This window comes from Rubripirellula reticaptiva (assembly GCF_007860175.1).
Taxonomy (GTDB): Bacteria; Planctomycetota; Planctomycetia; order Pirellulales; family Pirellulaceae; genus Rubripirellula; species Rubripirellula reticaptiva.
In genome coordinates, this window is sequence record NZ_SJPX01000006.1 from 448,781 (window position 1) to 463,172 (window position 14,392).

At 53.3% G+C, this 14,392-nt stretch carries 12 protein-coding genes; 4 read left to right on the forward strand and 8 right to left on the reverse strand.

Features of this window, described 5'->3' with window-relative positions; translation table 11 throughout:
• Positions 1 to 600 precede the first annotated feature (600 nt).
• The 4 genes from Poly59_RS27320 to Poly59_RS27335 form a co-directional block, all read right to left on the reverse strand.
• On the reverse strand, positions 601 to 816 hold the full coding sequence (locus Poly59_RS27320; RefSeq protein WP_146537253.1) for a hypothetical protein: 216 nt from the start codon (positions 814 to 816) through the stop codon (positions 601 to 603).
• Between the two features lie 140 nt (positions 817 to 956).
• Positions 957 to 1,445: a DNA starvation/stationary phase protection protein Dps gene (gene dps, locus Poly59_RS27325; RefSeq protein WP_146537254.1), complete on the reverse strand. Its 489-nt coding sequence runs from the start codon at positions 1,443 to 1,445 to the stop codon at positions 957 to 959.
• Positions 1,446 to 1,493: 48 nt separating this feature from the next.
• Positions 1,494 to 2,300: an SDR family oxidoreductase gene (locus tag Poly59_RS27330; protein ID WP_146537255.1), complete on the reverse strand. Its 807-nt coding sequence runs from the start codon at positions 2,298 to 2,300 to the stop codon at positions 1,494 to 1,496.
• Positions 2,301 to 2,334: 34 nt separating this feature from the next.
• Positions 2,335 to 2,553, reverse strand: a complete 219-nt coding sequence (locus Poly59_RS27335) for a hypervirulence associated TUDOR domain-containing protein (RefSeq protein ID WP_146537256.1) — start codon at positions 2,551 to 2,553, stop codon at positions 2,335 to 2,337.
• A gap of 160 nt (positions 2,554 to 2,713) precedes the next feature.
• Here Poly59_RS27335 and Poly59_RS27340 point away from each other — a divergent pair, with 160 nt between their 5' ends.
• Positions 2,714 to 2,896, forward strand: a complete 183-nt coding sequence (locus Poly59_RS27340; protein ID WP_146537257.1) for a zinc ribbon domain-containing protein — start codon at positions 2,714 to 2,716, stop codon at positions 2,894 to 2,896.
• Positions 2,897 to 3,022: 126 nt separating this feature from the next.
• Here Poly59_RS27340 and Poly59_RS27345 read toward each other — a convergent pair whose 3' ends face one another.
• Positions 3,023 to 4,141, reverse strand: a complete 1,119-nt coding sequence (locus Poly59_RS27345) for an endonuclease/exonuclease/phosphatase family protein (protein WP_246151977.1) — start codon at positions 4,139 to 4,141, stop codon at positions 3,023 to 3,025.
• A 392-nt stretch (positions 4,142 to 4,533) separates the two neighbouring features.
• On the opposite strand from Poly59_RS27345, the gene Poly59_RS27350 reads away from it, so the two are divergent.
• Together Poly59_RS27350 and Poly59_RS27355 are read left to right on the forward strand one after the other, a co-directional pair.
• Complete coding sequence (locus Poly59_RS27350; protein WP_146537259.1) at positions 4,534 to 6,615, forward strand: catalase; 2,082 nt, start codon at positions 4,534 to 4,536, stop codon at positions 6,613 to 6,615.
• Between the two features lie 935 nt (positions 6,616 to 7,550).
• Positions 7,551 to 7,763: a hypothetical protein gene (locus tag Poly59_RS27355; RefSeq protein WP_146537260.1), complete on the forward strand. Its 213-nt coding sequence runs from the start codon at positions 7,551 to 7,553 to the stop codon at positions 7,761 to 7,763.
• Positions 7,764 to 7,917: 154 nt separating this feature from the next.
• On the opposite strand, the gene Poly59_RS27360 is transcribed toward Poly59_RS27355, so the two are convergent.
• The 3 genes from Poly59_RS27360 to sbnA are packed head-to-tail and all read right to left on the reverse strand — an operon-like array spanning position 7,918 to position 12,102.
• A complete protein-coding gene (locus tag Poly59_RS27360) occupies positions 7,918 to 9,429 on the reverse strand; it encodes a Y4yA family PLP-dependent enzyme (protein WP_146537261.1) in 1,512 nt (503 codons plus the stop codon).
• Positions 9,422 to 11,077, reverse strand: a complete 1,656-nt coding sequence (locus tag Poly59_RS27365; RefSeq protein ID WP_146537262.1) for an FAD/NAD(P)-binding protein — start codon at positions 11,075 to 11,077, stop codon at positions 9,422 to 9,424. Before Poly59_RS27365 ends, Poly59_RS27360 begins: the two co-directional genes overlap by 8 nt.
• Positions 11,074 to 12,102 (reverse strand): 2,3-diaminopropionate biosynthesis protein SbnA, encoded by a 1,029-nt coding sequence (gene sbnA, locus Poly59_RS27370; protein WP_146537263.1) that lies wholly within the window; start codon positions 12,100 to 12,102, stop codon positions 11,074 to 11,076. Before sbnA ends, Poly59_RS27365 begins: the two co-directional genes overlap by 4 nt.
• Positions 12,103 to 12,536: 434 nt before the next feature.
• On the opposite strand from sbnA, the gene Poly59_RS27375 reads away from it, so the two are divergent.
• Positions 12,537 to 14,354, forward strand: coding sequence for an alpha-amylase family glycosyl hydrolase (locus tag Poly59_RS27375; RefSeq protein ID WP_146537264.1), 1,818 nt, complete (start codon positions 12,537 to 12,539; stop codon positions 14,352 to 14,354).
• The last annotated feature ends 38 nt before the right edge of the window (positions 14,355 to 14,392 follow it).

A 14,392-nucleotide genomic window follows, 5' to 3' on the forward strand; every position in this document is an offset into this window, starting at 1 on the left:
ACTTGATTGCATTCGCATGCGGCATGATCTCTCTTCCGGCGGTTAGCCAAGCTGAAGCGATCCGATACAACCGCACGCTCGTTTAAACTATGGCGGCATAGGATTCGCGGACGACTAGCAAAGCGAGGCACGATTTTCGTACTTCCAAGTGATGAAAAGAGAACTCGACAATTTCGCTGCGAATCACAGCGTGGTTGACGCTTCAATGCGTGACCTGCAAGCACGCAGCATTGCTGGTCATGCCACGACTGCGGTTTCGGGATAAATTAGACCCCAAGAATCCACCCACGAAGAATCGTCAACCAGTGAATAGACCACTGAGGGGAACGCGTTCGTCCTGGACTCAATTTCGCGAGCTCGTTTCCGGAATGCTCGACCACGATGCTTTGTCCAGTAGAGGAAACGAAATGTCTCGACATAATTCGCGCCTCCCTCAGCTCGCGCCAGCTCACTCGAGGAAATCCGGCATCCGACGAAATTCTAACTGTCCCGTTACTCTCGGTAGAGATCGAAAAAGATTGACTAGGGGAGTGACGCCGTGTCCGTGTCACCTTCATATCAACGTCGACGGCTAAAGCCTCAAGTCCTGGCAAAGGCCGCTCAGCCATTGGACTGACCAACATCTCGCGTCCGAATCTTCAACACTCCGTTCAGCTTCCAGTGAGCGTGGTTTACGTTTTCACCGCCAGTACTGGCAGGCACGTAAACTTCCATCTGCTGAAAGTCGTAAGTAATCTCTGCATTTCGCCCAGTTAGGGCATCATAAAGTCCCGCAGCCAGTTCGGGCCAAGTGTTCGTTTCTTTAACGCTGTTCATGGTAAACCCATTTCCTTGAAGTCTTGATAAAATCAGACACAGCACACTGATGCTGCCGCGATATAGTACCGAGCCATCAAGCCCCGCAGATCTAAACTGGAAGGCTGGTCGTCTCTTCTACTGGCGAATCAACAAGGCGTTTAGCCTTCTTGCGCTTGCAACATCCACAAATGCTTTTCCATCGGCCCAGAAATCGCGATCAGCATATCTTCGCTGATAGGATCGAGGTCACCAAGTTTTGCAATCGCGTCTCGCAACGAGTCAATCGTCGTCTTAGTGGCGTCAGCCACTCGGGTAATGGTTTCTTTCACGTTAACAAAATCTCGCGGATAACTTTCCAATTCGCTCGCTTCTGCTACCGTCGATGACCGGCCGTCCGCAGGAATACCGAGGGCGGCAATTCGTTCAGCCACCTCGTCGCTGGCATCCCGAACCGTCGCGATGATTTCGTCTAAATGTAAATGAATACTGCGAAAGTTTGGACCGACGACATTCCAATGGGCTTGCTTCATCAGCAAAGCGAGGTCGATGAGATTGGTCAGATTTCCTTGCAGAATTCCAGTAACTTTTTCGTTCGTTTCAGCTTTTAGGATTTCACGCTTGAATTGATTTTTGGTGGCAGTTGCCATCTTGTCTCTCCGTTTCTTGGGAAGTTTCTTTGAATTGAATTCAGAACACTACTGTTTTAGATATGCTTCTCGGTACGCGGACGCGGCGAGAGGCGTCGCGACTTCAAAGCCACCGTCTACCGGCCACCGCACGCCCGTTACAAAGCCGGCCTTGTCGCCCGCTAAAAAGTCAATTACTGCGGCGACCTCGTCGGGATGCCCCGTTCGGCGCACCGGCATTGCCGGACGATCCGTGTCATCGAAGTCGCCCGGATCCATGTCATTCATCGGCGTTGCGATCTCACCCGGAGCCACCGCATTGACCGTGATGTTTAGCGGCGACAAATCCAAAGCCAGGCATTTCACTAATCCGCCGAGCGCGTGCTTGGTCATCGTGTAGAGCGTGTCAACAGGACTTGCGATTTCTTCGTGAACACTCGTCACCACGATGATACGTCCAGGCGTTTCACGAGGCTTGCCATCCATTCCACCGGGCAGCATGTGGTGAACAGCACGCTGAAGCACCATCATCGCGCCGAAAGTGTTGACGTTGAAAATTTTGTGCGTTGACTCAAGGTCAATGTTCGGCATCTTCTTCTTGACCATCAAACCCGCATTGCTGATGGCGACATCCAAGCCACCCAGCTCGTCAACCATTTCGTCGACGCAATGTTTTGCTGCATCGGGATCGGACAAATCAAGTTGTTTAACGACACAGCTTACGCCTTCCGCTCGAACCAACTCTGCGGTTTCCGCTGCCTTTGTTTCGCTAGAGGCATAGGTAATGGCGACATCGTGACCTGATCGTGCCAGCGCGATCGCCGTCGCACGACCAATACCGGTGCTGCCGCCAGTGATAATTGCTTTACGTCTCATGGTATTCCTTTCCGAGGATTTAATGCGGTTTTGATCAAGCATCGCTTAGTTCGGTCTCACTCTTTAGCACCTGATCGCCGTTTTCCTGCTCGACCAAATAGGCAGGTTCTTCGTCAGTCGCGTTCCGAGTCACTTCGGTGCCCTTAATCGTTCTAGTTACTTTTTGCTTGAACGATTCCTTGATCTGCCCTTTGGCAGTACCGCCGCCAAAGTTCCACTGAACGTACTGATTGGCTTGGAATTTCTGGCTCACGATTGGCTCCTTCGATGCCTGAGTGCAATGACTTTAGGTCTGAGTCAAATTGCAAACATTGGGCCAAACTCATGACGTTGCTTTGGCTTGGCGATTGCACACACTTGACCGAACGCTTCTGCGTAAGCAATTTCCGCTGTTTAAAATAGAGAAGGTAAACATGTCAAAAACGAAAATCGATACAGCTCCATTGAACAAAATTCCCTGCCCCAGTTGTGGGAAACACGTCGATGACCGGGCTCCGGCTTGCCCCAACTGCGGCGAAAAGATCTACGTCGAACATCCTGGCGGTATCACGCCGACAAAGCATCCGCAGATCCCAACAAATCGAGTCGATGAGTGAACGGCCGATGCGAGTGGCAGGCAATCGACCCACCTGGTTGCTCGCCGTCCATGCGATAAAGCCAAGCGTTGGGGAGGCTTCGAGACCATGAGCAAGAAGTAATCGCTGACTAAACGCCTACGCCGCCTACTCTGGCTCCTTCAACGCCTCTGGATCACGAACCGCCTCGACCGCGTCTTGCGCATCTTCTTGGTCACCGACATCCAGCTGCGGACCTTCCTGTGTGAGCTTTGCGGCAGGTTCGTGGCTAATTTCCACCAGCAGCGGGAAGTGATCCGACCCGATTGGTGGAAGTGTGCGAATCTCGGCGACGCGGAAGTCATCGGAGTGGAAGAGATGATCGAGCGGATATCGCCAAATCGAGGAGCGCGCATTGAACGTAGGATAGAGACCGCGTCCTTTTCGTGGGTCGAGTAACCCACTGACCTCTTGAAACAAGTCTGTGGTTCGCGACCAGCCGACATCGTTCATGTCGCCGAGGACGACCGTGCTCTCGCCATCCTTCACCTCGCGCCCGACCAGGACTAACTCAGCATCCCGTTTTGTCGTGTCTTCACCTGGCCGTGGTGGATTCGGATGCACAGCGAGCAACCGCACGGGATGACCGCTCCGAAGGCGGATGACCCCGTCAATCGAAGGGATCGATTCTTTTACGAACGCCCGCACTTTCGATCGTTCGATCGGAAATTTGGAATAGATGGCGATTCCATACTTATTTTCTAGCGGATGTAGGACTTGAAATTCAAATGAATCATCGAGGACCGTCAGGTCGTTGACCCAACGCGAGTTTATTTCCAGCAACACGACAACGTCGGGTTGCTCCGATGCAATCAGCCGCAACAGGGCATCGGCATCTTCGTTATCCTGCAAAACGTTGGCCGATAGGATTCTTAGCCGCGCATCAGAATCCGACGACTTGGCTGCCTGAACTTGATGGGGAGCGACGGGGAGGTAAGGAAAGATCCAATAGAGTTGCGTCAGAACCCCGCCAACCAGAAGTACGGCAAGCACCTTCGCCAGCCGGCGTTGGTAAAAAGCCAGTATCACAACAATCCCGATCAGGTAGAACACCAAAAGCTGGACTCGAGGAAAGTCGCCGATCCGCACCCACCACGTATCAACAGGCAAGAGGGGAATGTAGGCGGAGAGGATCAAGCCAGTAGCCAATAAACATGCGATCCCCCAAGCCGATCGCTTTAGAAATAACTGTTCGTTTGCCGACTCGATTGGTTCTTTCGCGTTCATGTTGGTCTTCATAGCACGATGCGGGCCAAAAATCGTCGCATAGGCTTCCAGCCTGCGATTAAACCTGGCGAAACATCAATCACAGGTTTGAAGCCTACGCCACGTCTTTCTTTCGGCACACCAGTTGCGTGAAACGGTTTGAAAGAATCCGCGTCATTCTCGCGGGTCGCGAAAAGAATCCCCCTTCAGTGAGAGATCGTTATGTACATCGGCGGCGGAATCCTCGGCACAATTCTGGTCATCCTAGCAATCATCTACTTAGCCAAACGAATTTAGTACCCAGCGCTACTAGCGGTACCTCTATCGTGGCCTCGGCATCCGGTTTTCGAGACACCTTACTCGCAGGTTGGACGTGTACGCCACTCTTTCATAACCCCTTTCCAAAATTGAACATGGCAAACAGAAAGAAATCTTCCGGTAGTGAGACCGCAGGCCACGGCGGTGAACTTCATCAAACCGCAACTGGTCAAGACCCGCGTCTAACAACCAATCAAGGTGTCGTCATTTCCGACGATCAGAACACCTTGACCGTCGGTCCGCGTGGACCGCAGTTGCTGGAGGATTTTATTCTTCGTGAGAAAATCACCCATTTCGATCACGAGCGGATTCCCGAGCGGGTTGTTCACGCGCGTGGATACGCCGCACACGGTTACTTCCAAGCTTACGAAGGTAACGCGAAGTTGACGAAAGCTGCGTTCTTGCAGAACCCGTCGGAAAAGACGCCGGTCTTTTGCCGATTCTCAACTGTTGCGGGTAGCGCCGGTTCACCCGACACCGCACGCGACGTCCGAGGATTTTCGGTAAAGTTCTACACCGATGCCGGAAACTACGATTTGGTCGGCAACAACATTCCTGTGTTCTTCATTCAAGATGCGATCAAATTTCCTGATCTGATCCACAGCGTCAAGCCTGAACCCGACCGTGGCTTTCCCCAAGCCCAGTCTGCGCACAACACGTTCTGGGATTTTGTCTCTCTCAATCCAGAGACAATGCACACACTGATGTGGGTCATGTCGGATCGAGGGATCCCGCGTTCGTTCCGAATGATGGAAGGTTTCGGCGTCCACACTTTCCGTATGGTTAACGTGGCTGGAGAGTCAAAGTTTGTCAAATTCCATTGGCGACCCCGGTGCGGCACGTTCTCACTGATCTGGCCCGAAGCCGTCCAAGTTTCCGGAGCCGACCCCGACTTCCACCGCCGCGACCTATGGAACTCGATCACGTCCGGCGACTATCCCGAGTGGGAACTGTCTGTGCAAGCATTCTCCGAAGCGGAGGCCAACGAGTTCGACTTTGATGTTCTCGATCCAACCAAACTTGTCCCAGAAGAATTGGTACCGCTAACTCCAATTGGCAAAATGGTCTTGGACCGCAACGTCGATAACTTCTTTGCCGAGACTGAGCAGGTCGCATTCTGTCCGTCGCATGTCGTGCCCGGCATCGACTTCTCGAATGATCCGCTGCTGCAGGGTCGACTATTCTCGTACCTGGACACTCAGCTTTCTAGACTCGGCAGCCCGAACTTCCATCAAATCCCGGTCAACAAGCCGAAGTGTCCCTTCGCAAATTTCCAGCGTGATGGTCACATGCAGATGGAAGTGCCAACCGGACACGTCGCCAACGAACCAAACTCACTTGATGATGGCAGCCCACGCGAATGTCCCGAGACTGGATTCACCAGCTTTTCCTCGGAAGAAAGTGGCGAGAAACTGCGTATTCGTCCGAAGAGTTTCGCCGATCACTACACGCAAGCACGCTTGTTCTGGGTTTCGATGACTGAAGCAGAACAGCGTCACATTGTCGGAGCATTTTCCTTCGAGCTAGGTAAATGCGATAAGGTCAAAATTCGTACCCGGATGCTCGGCCACCTGGAAAATATCGATTCGGATCTCGCAAAGAAGGTTGCTGAGTCGCTCGGTATGGAAGGCAAGGCGGACGCGATCAAGCCATTCGTAGCCGTTGGCGACCCGGAGCCATCACCGTCGCTGTCGCAATACGACAAGGCCCCCAAATCACTGCGAGGAAAGACGATCGGTTTGCTCACGACGGACCAGGTGAAGTCTTCGATCTACAACGCACTGGCAAAGCTAGTCAAAGATGAAGGTGCGATGTTAAAAGTCATTACACCGAAAGCCGGCCCGATCAAAACAGACCACGGCAAGGAGATCACGCCAGACCACTTTCTATCCGGTGCTCCATCAGCCCTGTTTGACGCAGTCGTGATTGCTCCAGCCGAATCGAATGTCGAGTTATTGGCTGGCGAAGCAGCCGCCGTTGACTGGATTCGCGATGCCTTCGCACACCTGAAAGTGATCGGGTTCACTGACGTGTCGAAACCGTTGTTCAAGAAAGCCGCTGTCGATACTGATGCCGACGAGGGGTTAGTCAACGTGACCGGCAGTGTGTTTGAGAAATTCACGTCCGCGGCAAAGAAACACCGCATCTGGGATCGCGAACGAAAGGTTCGTCGCTGACCGTAGTCGCGAGCCAAAAACTCGTGGGAAGGATACTGCGAGTCGGTGGTGAAGGCTTTCAGCTGGCGAAACAGCTTCTGACCACGAGTGTCAGGCAGGATAGCTGAATCACGTATCAGCGTTTTTCAAAATCCTGCCGAAAACCGACGACACTGATTTCGGTACCCTCGAAGCTCATGAGATCGAGGGGCTTTCCGTTTTCTTGTCCCACTGCATTCCCGGCCGCAGTGATGACGCGAGGAGCCCAATGTCAAAACGCCACCCATTTCGATCGAATCTTCCCTGCATGTTGTCGGCTCAGTTCCGCGGCGAGAACGCTGCAGCCGATAGCGATGCATAGTTCTAACTGCCCCAACTCCAAAGATCATCCATATACCCACCGATCAAAAGGTTGAGACGGCAATCAGGCCGTGTGGGCTATACAGCATCAAAGCGCGGAACATCTGAAAGGTCTGGGAGTCGCTCTCGGATGGTCACAGAGGTGTTGTTGCAAACTTCCGAAAAAAAGCGAAGTTGCGGGGCCTGGGGCGTAGCTGCGCCGACGTCGTTCTAAAGATCGCATTTGGAATCGACACCATCGCCGTGGATCCGCATGCGCAGCGTGTCAGCAATCGAGCCGGCTTGGCGAGCGGCAAACTGAAGCCCCAACGGCCAAGCAGGTCGATTAGCGACCACCCGGGTGGTCCAAGCACAAACGTCACTTCTGGCTGAGCGAATTCTGAGAATCGTTTTTTTATCGTGACTGCCATGGTGGGAGGTTTGTCCGGTCGAGCATCTTTTCCGATATTTCCGCATCCACGGAGCCCCCGCCTAAAGACGATCACATTGCGGCTGATTCTTCCGGAACGCGAAAGAACCGCGGCTCGCGCAATTGGCACGCAGGTTGCTAAATGTTGGCGGCAACAGTCAAGACGCTCATTCACTAGGAATCTTTCATGGCACCATCAGAACTCAATCAATCCATGGCGGAAATTCGCGCAGCTTGGTCTGCAGATGAACTACGAACGCGTCGTCAAGCCGCACTGCGCGCACAGTCGATGCTTCGAGCGCTGGTCTGCGACATCGTATTCGACGCTGACCTAAAGTCGAGCGTCTTCGCGGACGATGAAAACGCGCAGACGAGAGAAACGCTGGGAATCGCGGGATGATTGGCACTTTCCATTCGCGGTCACCGAGGTTAGTAATCACGAAATTGCTTGGTCTTGGTCGATAAGCGTGACGTACGCGTCATGCCCGCGATCGTTCATCAGTTGGAAATCGCAGGCTAAGTCAAACTTGAAATCACGTGCAAGCAGCACGCACCTAACAGTCGATCCCGTCGAGGGAAACCGATTGTTGGCCTTCGCCGATGACTACGTTCTTTGCCAGCGGAAGTTGATGTGACCTGCTTTCTAGGAAGTGCATCAGATATCCGGCTGTGTTGGGAAATGCGATCAGGTCACCTCGTTCAACGCCGTTGGGGAAGGTTAGTTTACGAAGGGAAATCATCTCGGATTCCGTGCAATATGCCCCGACCAAAAATCCAGTCTTCGATTCGCTGGTGCCGCGACTCGTCGGGATGTGAATCGGGTCAACGAGAAAGTCATCGCTCGACGTTCGACACTGGGTACGGTTCATCGACAGTCCGATTAGCCAATCGCCGTCGGCGTTTCGTTTGCAGAATTCGACGCGGGCGACCGTCATGCCGCAGCCATCCATCAAACACCGGCCTGGCTCGCATCGAAGTTCGACGTCTGCATTTCGGATGAGGTCCGCGATTGATTTACCGTTAAAGGAGTTGTCGAGAATGGTTGCAAGCCAATCACCTCGCACAGTCGCTCGATAATAGGGATAACTATTCCGCTTACCGAGGACTTGTCCTTCATGGACCAGGAGTCCGAGACCATGATTCCGATAGGTGATCGGATTGCGTTCACCGAGCAAAGCCTGCTCATGCTGCTGCCAAAACGATTCCCATTGGTGAGCGTCTTCGAGATAGCTGATTGGAAACCCGCCACCGATGTCGATGAACGTCGGAGTATGGCCCGCGGCTCGAAGCAATGCAATCCACTGTAAAGCGTTGACGATTCCAGTCCCCCGCTGCCCCGCGTCATAACCATCCAGATGAAAATGAATGCCCTGAACGTCAACAGGTAATCCGCTCAAACTTTCAACAATATCAGTGTCAGTCACCGCGTCGAAGCCGAATCGCGTGGCCAGTTTCTTGATGTGGCGTTGGCTTCCAACTTGCGAGTGCTCAGCATTGGACACTGGAATCCTCCGGCACGTATCCTCGTGCATGAACCCGCCGATACGTAGGGCGATCTTCGCCGTCTTACCAAGCGACCGACTTCGGTTAACAACGGCATTGAGTTCATCACGGTTGTCGATCGCGATGCAAACCTGATGACTAACGCAGCAGTCAATCAGAGAATCAGATTTGACCGCTGCCGTGCAAATGATGTTAGCTGGAGAGACACCGCGATCTAGGCACTGACGCAATTCGTTTTCGCTCGCAGTATCCAGCCCTGCATCACAACGTATCGCTTCGTCAATGAACACCAAGCACTTGTTCGATTTGCGAGCGAAAAAGATCTTAGATCGAAGCCCATGAGAATCCGCCTTGGATCGAATCTCTCCAATGTTTCGCACCATGGGCGAAGTGCAAATGATGTTCAGTGGCGAATCGAATTCGGTAACGGCTTGAGCAATCATCTCGCTACCAAGGAACTCGCACATCCAAGGTTCTAGTCGAGCAGATAGTGGCGGGTCGCCCGCACAATTCGCTCGTAGCGCAGCTTCATCAGCTATTGTCACGCTGGATGAACTATTCATTTCTACTCAATTTCACCATTCGGGTTGCGAGCGAATGCGACCATTGTTCGATATGATCGTGCAGTGTTCGCGAGAGGGTATCATTGCCAACGACCCATCCCTCGGTCGCTCGCCCAAAAATGTAAAGCCCGGAATTTGCGTTGTTTGTCCGAGATTGGATAGCCTCACCTGTTGCATCGACCTTAACCGCTCCCGTCGTGTCATCAAGTTCCACCAGCCCTTGGGAGATCAACGACGCAAGTGGACCGTTTGACGAAGGTTGATGCGGCGCGGCAATCACTGCGTCGATGTGCAAATCGAATTGACTCGCGGCAACGTCTTCGTCCTGGTTCGTCAACACCACGATTCCAGCGTCAACAAGCGATAGTACTTGACGTACCGACTGGGAAGGAGGTCCGAACGCGATTCGTTCCATCTCGGAAGCAACGCTTAGAAATCTTGGCCATTGCGATTTGGACAAACCGCCATAGCTAATCGCTGCGACGATCTCTGGATACAGTTTTCGCCACGCCTCACCGAGTGCGCTGGCAATGTCACGCGGTCGTTCGCCAATCGACACTAAGAAAGATTGTTGCATCGCATCCAATGCTTCGGTCAAACTCATCCGATAGCGAGCCCAACCGCGATACCACTGGGCAACGTCTCGTGCCGAGACCGAATCACCAGAGTGGCTAAGCAGTTCCGCAGCCGCTTGATGAACGACACTCCAAATGTCACTTTGGAAATTGATTGAACCTGACAAGCGGTCGAGTGGTGCTAATCGCACGCGGAACTTATTCCAGAAATGATCCGACACCTGTTCAATCGCAGCGGTCGGCTTGGCGAGCATCGGGCGACCACTTCGACTGTGGAGAACCAGTTTCGCGGGTTCCCGACCGCTGGGTTGATAGGTCCGCGATGGCGAGTTCGAGAACGAGCCGCCTCGTCCTTCCGTCATCGCCAGGACCGCGTCGATGGCTGTTAGCCCGAATCCTCGCACGAAGACACGCGACTTGGGCGGAAAATTTTTTTCCGAGAGGTTCGTCTGCACGGGAAACACAAATCGGGCTGCCCCGTTTCGGTTAAGACTTTCCGATCGACGAAAACCCTCGTGCCCCGTTGTGACAACGACTAGGTCATACCGATTTGCCCCGATTTCCGTCGTGACCTCCCAGCATGAGTTCAAGCGCTGAACGCCACCAACTTGCTCGTTAACGACTTCGTAAGACTTCGCACCCCCGAGCTTTCTCTCAACTGATGCGTAACATTCGTTCAAATACTCGCCCACAATCGCCCGCGGGACGTATTGATCGTCTGCCGCAAGTTTTGGGTAGTGATCGCGCAGCCAACCGATCAGCGAAGTCGACGCAAGCGTAGTTGAGTCGGCGTCTGTCTTCCAAAAATCGATGTTCTGCGAAGCGAAATTCATCCGCAATACGTGCGGCTGCTGCGGATCGTAAACACATCCCGCTCCTAAGGTCTTGCAAGGCTCATAAACGGTGATATCAAGCCGAGCGAGCATATCTTCTGGTAGATTCCGACACACAGCATCAAGACACTGAAGCCCGCGTGGTCCACACCCAATGACAGCCAACCGAGTCAAATCTCCCCCGACACCAGAGTGATCAAGACGTTTCGATGTCCTATGAATATCAAGAAGATTACTCATGATCGGCACCCGAAGGTTTGTGCGTCTCTGTCAAAATTGATCAGTGTTTGAAGTGCTGCCGGATCGCAACCAAGCGATTCTTCAATCCACTGGTCGTTGAATACGGTTCGTAGATATCGCGTTCCGGAATCGTGAAGGATCGCAACACAACGTTTTCCATCGAGTTCCGCCTGCATCCGTGATGCGGTCATCAGAACGCCACCCGCCGAGCCACCGACGAGCACTGCTTCGCGTTGCGCCGCCCGCCGGCAACCAACGACACAATCGAGGTCGGACACGCGAACGACGTCATCGAACCGCTGCCCCGTCGCGAGCTTTGGCTCTTTGCCTGCACCGAGCCCAGGAATGTGCCGAGGACCTGCGGAGCCTCCGAACAATACGCTTCCCTCCGCGTCGACTGCGACCACACGGACTTCCCGGCCTCGCGCACGCAAGTAATCTCGACATCCCTGTGCCGTACCCGTGCTGCTGGTGGCTACCAACAATACGTCGAAGTTCCCGTGGAGTGCCTCGTCAATTTCACGAATCGTGCCTTCGTAGTGCGACTGCGGATTGTCAGGATTAGCGTACTGGTTGGGCCAGAAGCTGTTGGCATTGTGTTCTAGCAACTCGCACACTTTGGCGATCCGTGCCGCAAGGAAGTCTCCACCAAGCGGTTCGGCAACCATCACGACCTTGCCGCCAAATGCTTTGATCACCTCTAGATTCTGTTGCTGAGCACGTGGATCCACAACACAGATAAACTTCAGCCCATGGTAACGACAAGCTTGAGCGAGACCGATGCCCATGTTTCCGGACGAGGACTCGATCACCGTTGAATCGCGATGAAGATCACCGCGACGCAACGCCTCTTCTAGCATGAATCGAGCAGGGCGATCTTTTGCGCTGCCACCAGGATTCGCCGCCTCTAGCTTTACCAGCAGTTCGACGCTGGGGTTGGCAAGAAATCGCTCAAACCGAATCAGCGGTGTGTTCCCTATCGCGTCAAGCACGTTGCTGGCGACGCAGTCATACCCTTGGTGCATATCCAGTTCCTCGATCGTCTTGCATTAAACCTCTGAACCGGTCTAAGCAACTGTCGTGCCGGTAAGTTCGCCTCGGATTACTTCATGTGATTCGTGATAGAGAGATAAACCAACCGATCACCCCGGACTGGTCGCTGATGGGAAAACGACCAAGCTGTTCGATCGCAGCGCCGCGGCGCGAGCATCCAGCTTACAAGTCGTACTATGAAAACACGCTGGGCGATTATGGCTACGGTGATTGAGACGGAAGATAGAACTCGTGTCTATCGTTCTTTGAGAGTTCGGAAACCGAAGCCTGGAAGACCACTACACATCCTTTGGAATCGTCGAAAGATTTTCGCAGTCGTTTTTTTAAATTGGGCATGCGTTGTGCTATGTCAGATTGTGCTATGCCAAGACGAATCCAAGATACGAATCAATAAACAGAGAACCACATGAACGAAAACTCCGCTGTTCTGGAAAGTCACGACTCCCACACTCGTCCGCAAGGCATGGGCCCAATCCACCATGCGTCGGGAGTTGCATTTCGCGTTTGGGCGCCACACGCCGACGCCGTTAGTTTAGTTGGATCGTTCAACGACTGGAACGCGGACACCCACCCGATGCAACGTGAACCCAATGGCCATTGGTTTGTAAATGTTGATCATGCGAAAATTGGCGATGAATATAAATTCCGAATCACCAACGGCGTGAATACTTTCGACCGCATCGATCCACGAGTTCGCGAAGTGACGAACTCGGTCGGAGTTGGCATCGTTCACGACCCGAACTTCGATTGGGGAGGGGACGATTTTCAAATGCCAAACTGGAACGAGTTGGTCATCTACGAAGCCCACATCGGGACTTTCCATCGCGCGAATTCTGATCAACCCGGCGGTTTCTATGACTTCGCGACGAAGTTTCAGCATTTGCGGCGACTTGGCATCAATGCAGTCCAAATCATGCCCATTGCCGAGTTTGCAGGCGACGTTTCATGGGGCTACAACCCCGCTCACATCTACGCCGTCGAAAGTGCTTACGGCGGTCCGGCGGCATTTAAGCAATTCGTCAAGGAAGCTCACGCAGCGGGCTTGGCTGTGATCCTAGACGTCGTCTACAACCACTTCGGCCCATCCGATCTGGACATCTGGCAATTCGATGGATGGAGTGAGCACAATAAGGGCGGAGTCTATTTTTACAACGACCACCGCAGTTCGACGCCGTGGGGTGACACACGACCGGACTACGGTCGACAGGAAGTGCGATCTTACATTCGCGACAATGCGATGATGTGGTTGGAAGACTTTCATGTCGACGGATTGCGGTACGACATGACGCTCTACATTCGTTCGATCGATGGAACGCCTTCAAGTTCGATCCCTGAAGGATGGGGACTGACGCAGTGGGTCAATCGCGACATCCACGCTTTCAAACCTGATGCAATCACGATTGCAGAAGACCTACAGAACGACGCGTATCTGACTAAGTGCGACCAGGAAGGCGGTGCGGGATTCTCGACTCAGTGGGACGCAGGCTTTGTGCATCCAATCCGCGAGGTGCTTACTGCGGCAGAAGATAACCACCGGTCGATGGCGATGGTTCGTGACGCCCTGTATCACGAATATAACGGAGACGCATTTCAGCGAGTCGTCTACACCGAATCTCATGACGAAGTTGCCAACGGCAAGTCGCGTATTCCTAGCGAGGTCTCGGAGTGGGACGAGACCAGTTGGTATGCGCAGAAACGCTCAACACTTGGGGCAGCCCTGGTGATGACCGCACCGGGAATTCCGATGCTGTTCCAAGGGCAAGAGTTTTTGCAAGCCGGATGGTTTGAAGACACCGAGGAGCTTGATTGGGACAATACGGAAGAATTTAGTGGCATCGTGCGTATGTTTCGTGACCTAATCGCTTTACGCCTAAATTCCGATGGCATCTCGAAGGGGCTGACCGGTCAGCGAATCCATGTCTTCCACCTCAACGATGACGATAAGGTGATCGGGTTCTGTCGCAGTGATGGCGGCGAACAATCGAGCGACGTTGTCGTCGTGGCAAACTTCTGCTCGCAGCCGAGAAGCAATTATAGAGTTGGCTTCCCCTCAGCAGGCGTCTGGAAGCTGAGATTCAACGGAGACAGCGGGATTTATAGTACCGACTTCGCGAACACCGAATCAGCCGATGCTCAGACAGAATCAATTGCTTACGACGGCTATCCTGCGTCGGCCGAAATCGTAATTCCGCCGTACACCGCGCTAATCTTCTCACAAGAATAATTCCGTAGCTGAGGCTTCTAGCCTGCGTTAATGCGGAA

What these genes read in the sequence shown, in the direction of transcription:
- Poly59_RS27350 (WP_146537259.1), top strand. Translation starts at nt 4,534, where the DNA reads ATGGCAAACAGAAAGAAATCTTCCGGTAGTGAGACCGCAGGCCACGGC.
- Poly59_RS27360 (WP_146537261.1), bottom strand. Translation starts at nt 9,429, where the DNA reads ATGAATAGTTCATCCAGCGTGACAATAGCTGATGAAGCTGCGCTACGA.
- Poly59_RS27340 (WP_146537257.1), top strand. Translation starts at nt 2,714, where the DNA reads ATGTCAAAAACGAAAATCGATACAGCTCCATTGAACAAAATTCCCTGC.
- Poly59_RS27375 (WP_146537264.1), top strand. Translation starts at nt 12,537, where the DNA reads ATGAACGAAAACTCCGCTGTTCTGGAAAGTCACGACTCCCACACTCGT.
- Poly59_RS27330 (WP_146537255.1), bottom strand. Translation starts at nt 2,300, where the DNA reads ATGAGACGTAAAGCAATTATCACTGGCGGCAGCACCGGTATTGGTCGT.
- sbnA (WP_146537263.1), bottom strand. Translation starts at nt 12,102, where the DNA reads ATGCACCAAGGGTATGACTGCGTCGCCAGCAACGTGCTTGACGCGATA.
- Poly59_RS27355 (WP_146537260.1), top strand. Translation starts at nt 7,551, where the DNA reads ATGGCACCATCAGAACTCAATCAATCCATGGCGGAAATTCGCGCAGCT.
- dps (WP_146537254.1), bottom strand. Translation starts at nt 1,445, where the DNA reads ATGGCAACTGCCACCAAAAATCAATTCAAGCGTGAAATCCTAAAAGCT.
- Poly59_RS27345 (WP_246151977.1), bottom strand. Translation starts at nt 4,141, where the DNA reads ATGAACGCGAAAGAACCAATCGAGTCGGCAAACGAACAGTTATTTCTA.
- Poly59_RS27365 (WP_146537262.1), bottom strand. Translation starts at nt 11,077, where the DNA reads ATGAGTAATCTTCTTGATATTCATAGGACATCGAAACGTCTTGATCAC.
- Poly59_RS27320 (WP_146537253.1), bottom strand. Translation starts at nt 816, where the DNA reads ATGAACAGCGTTAAAGAAACGAACACTTGGCCCGAACTGGCTGCGGGA.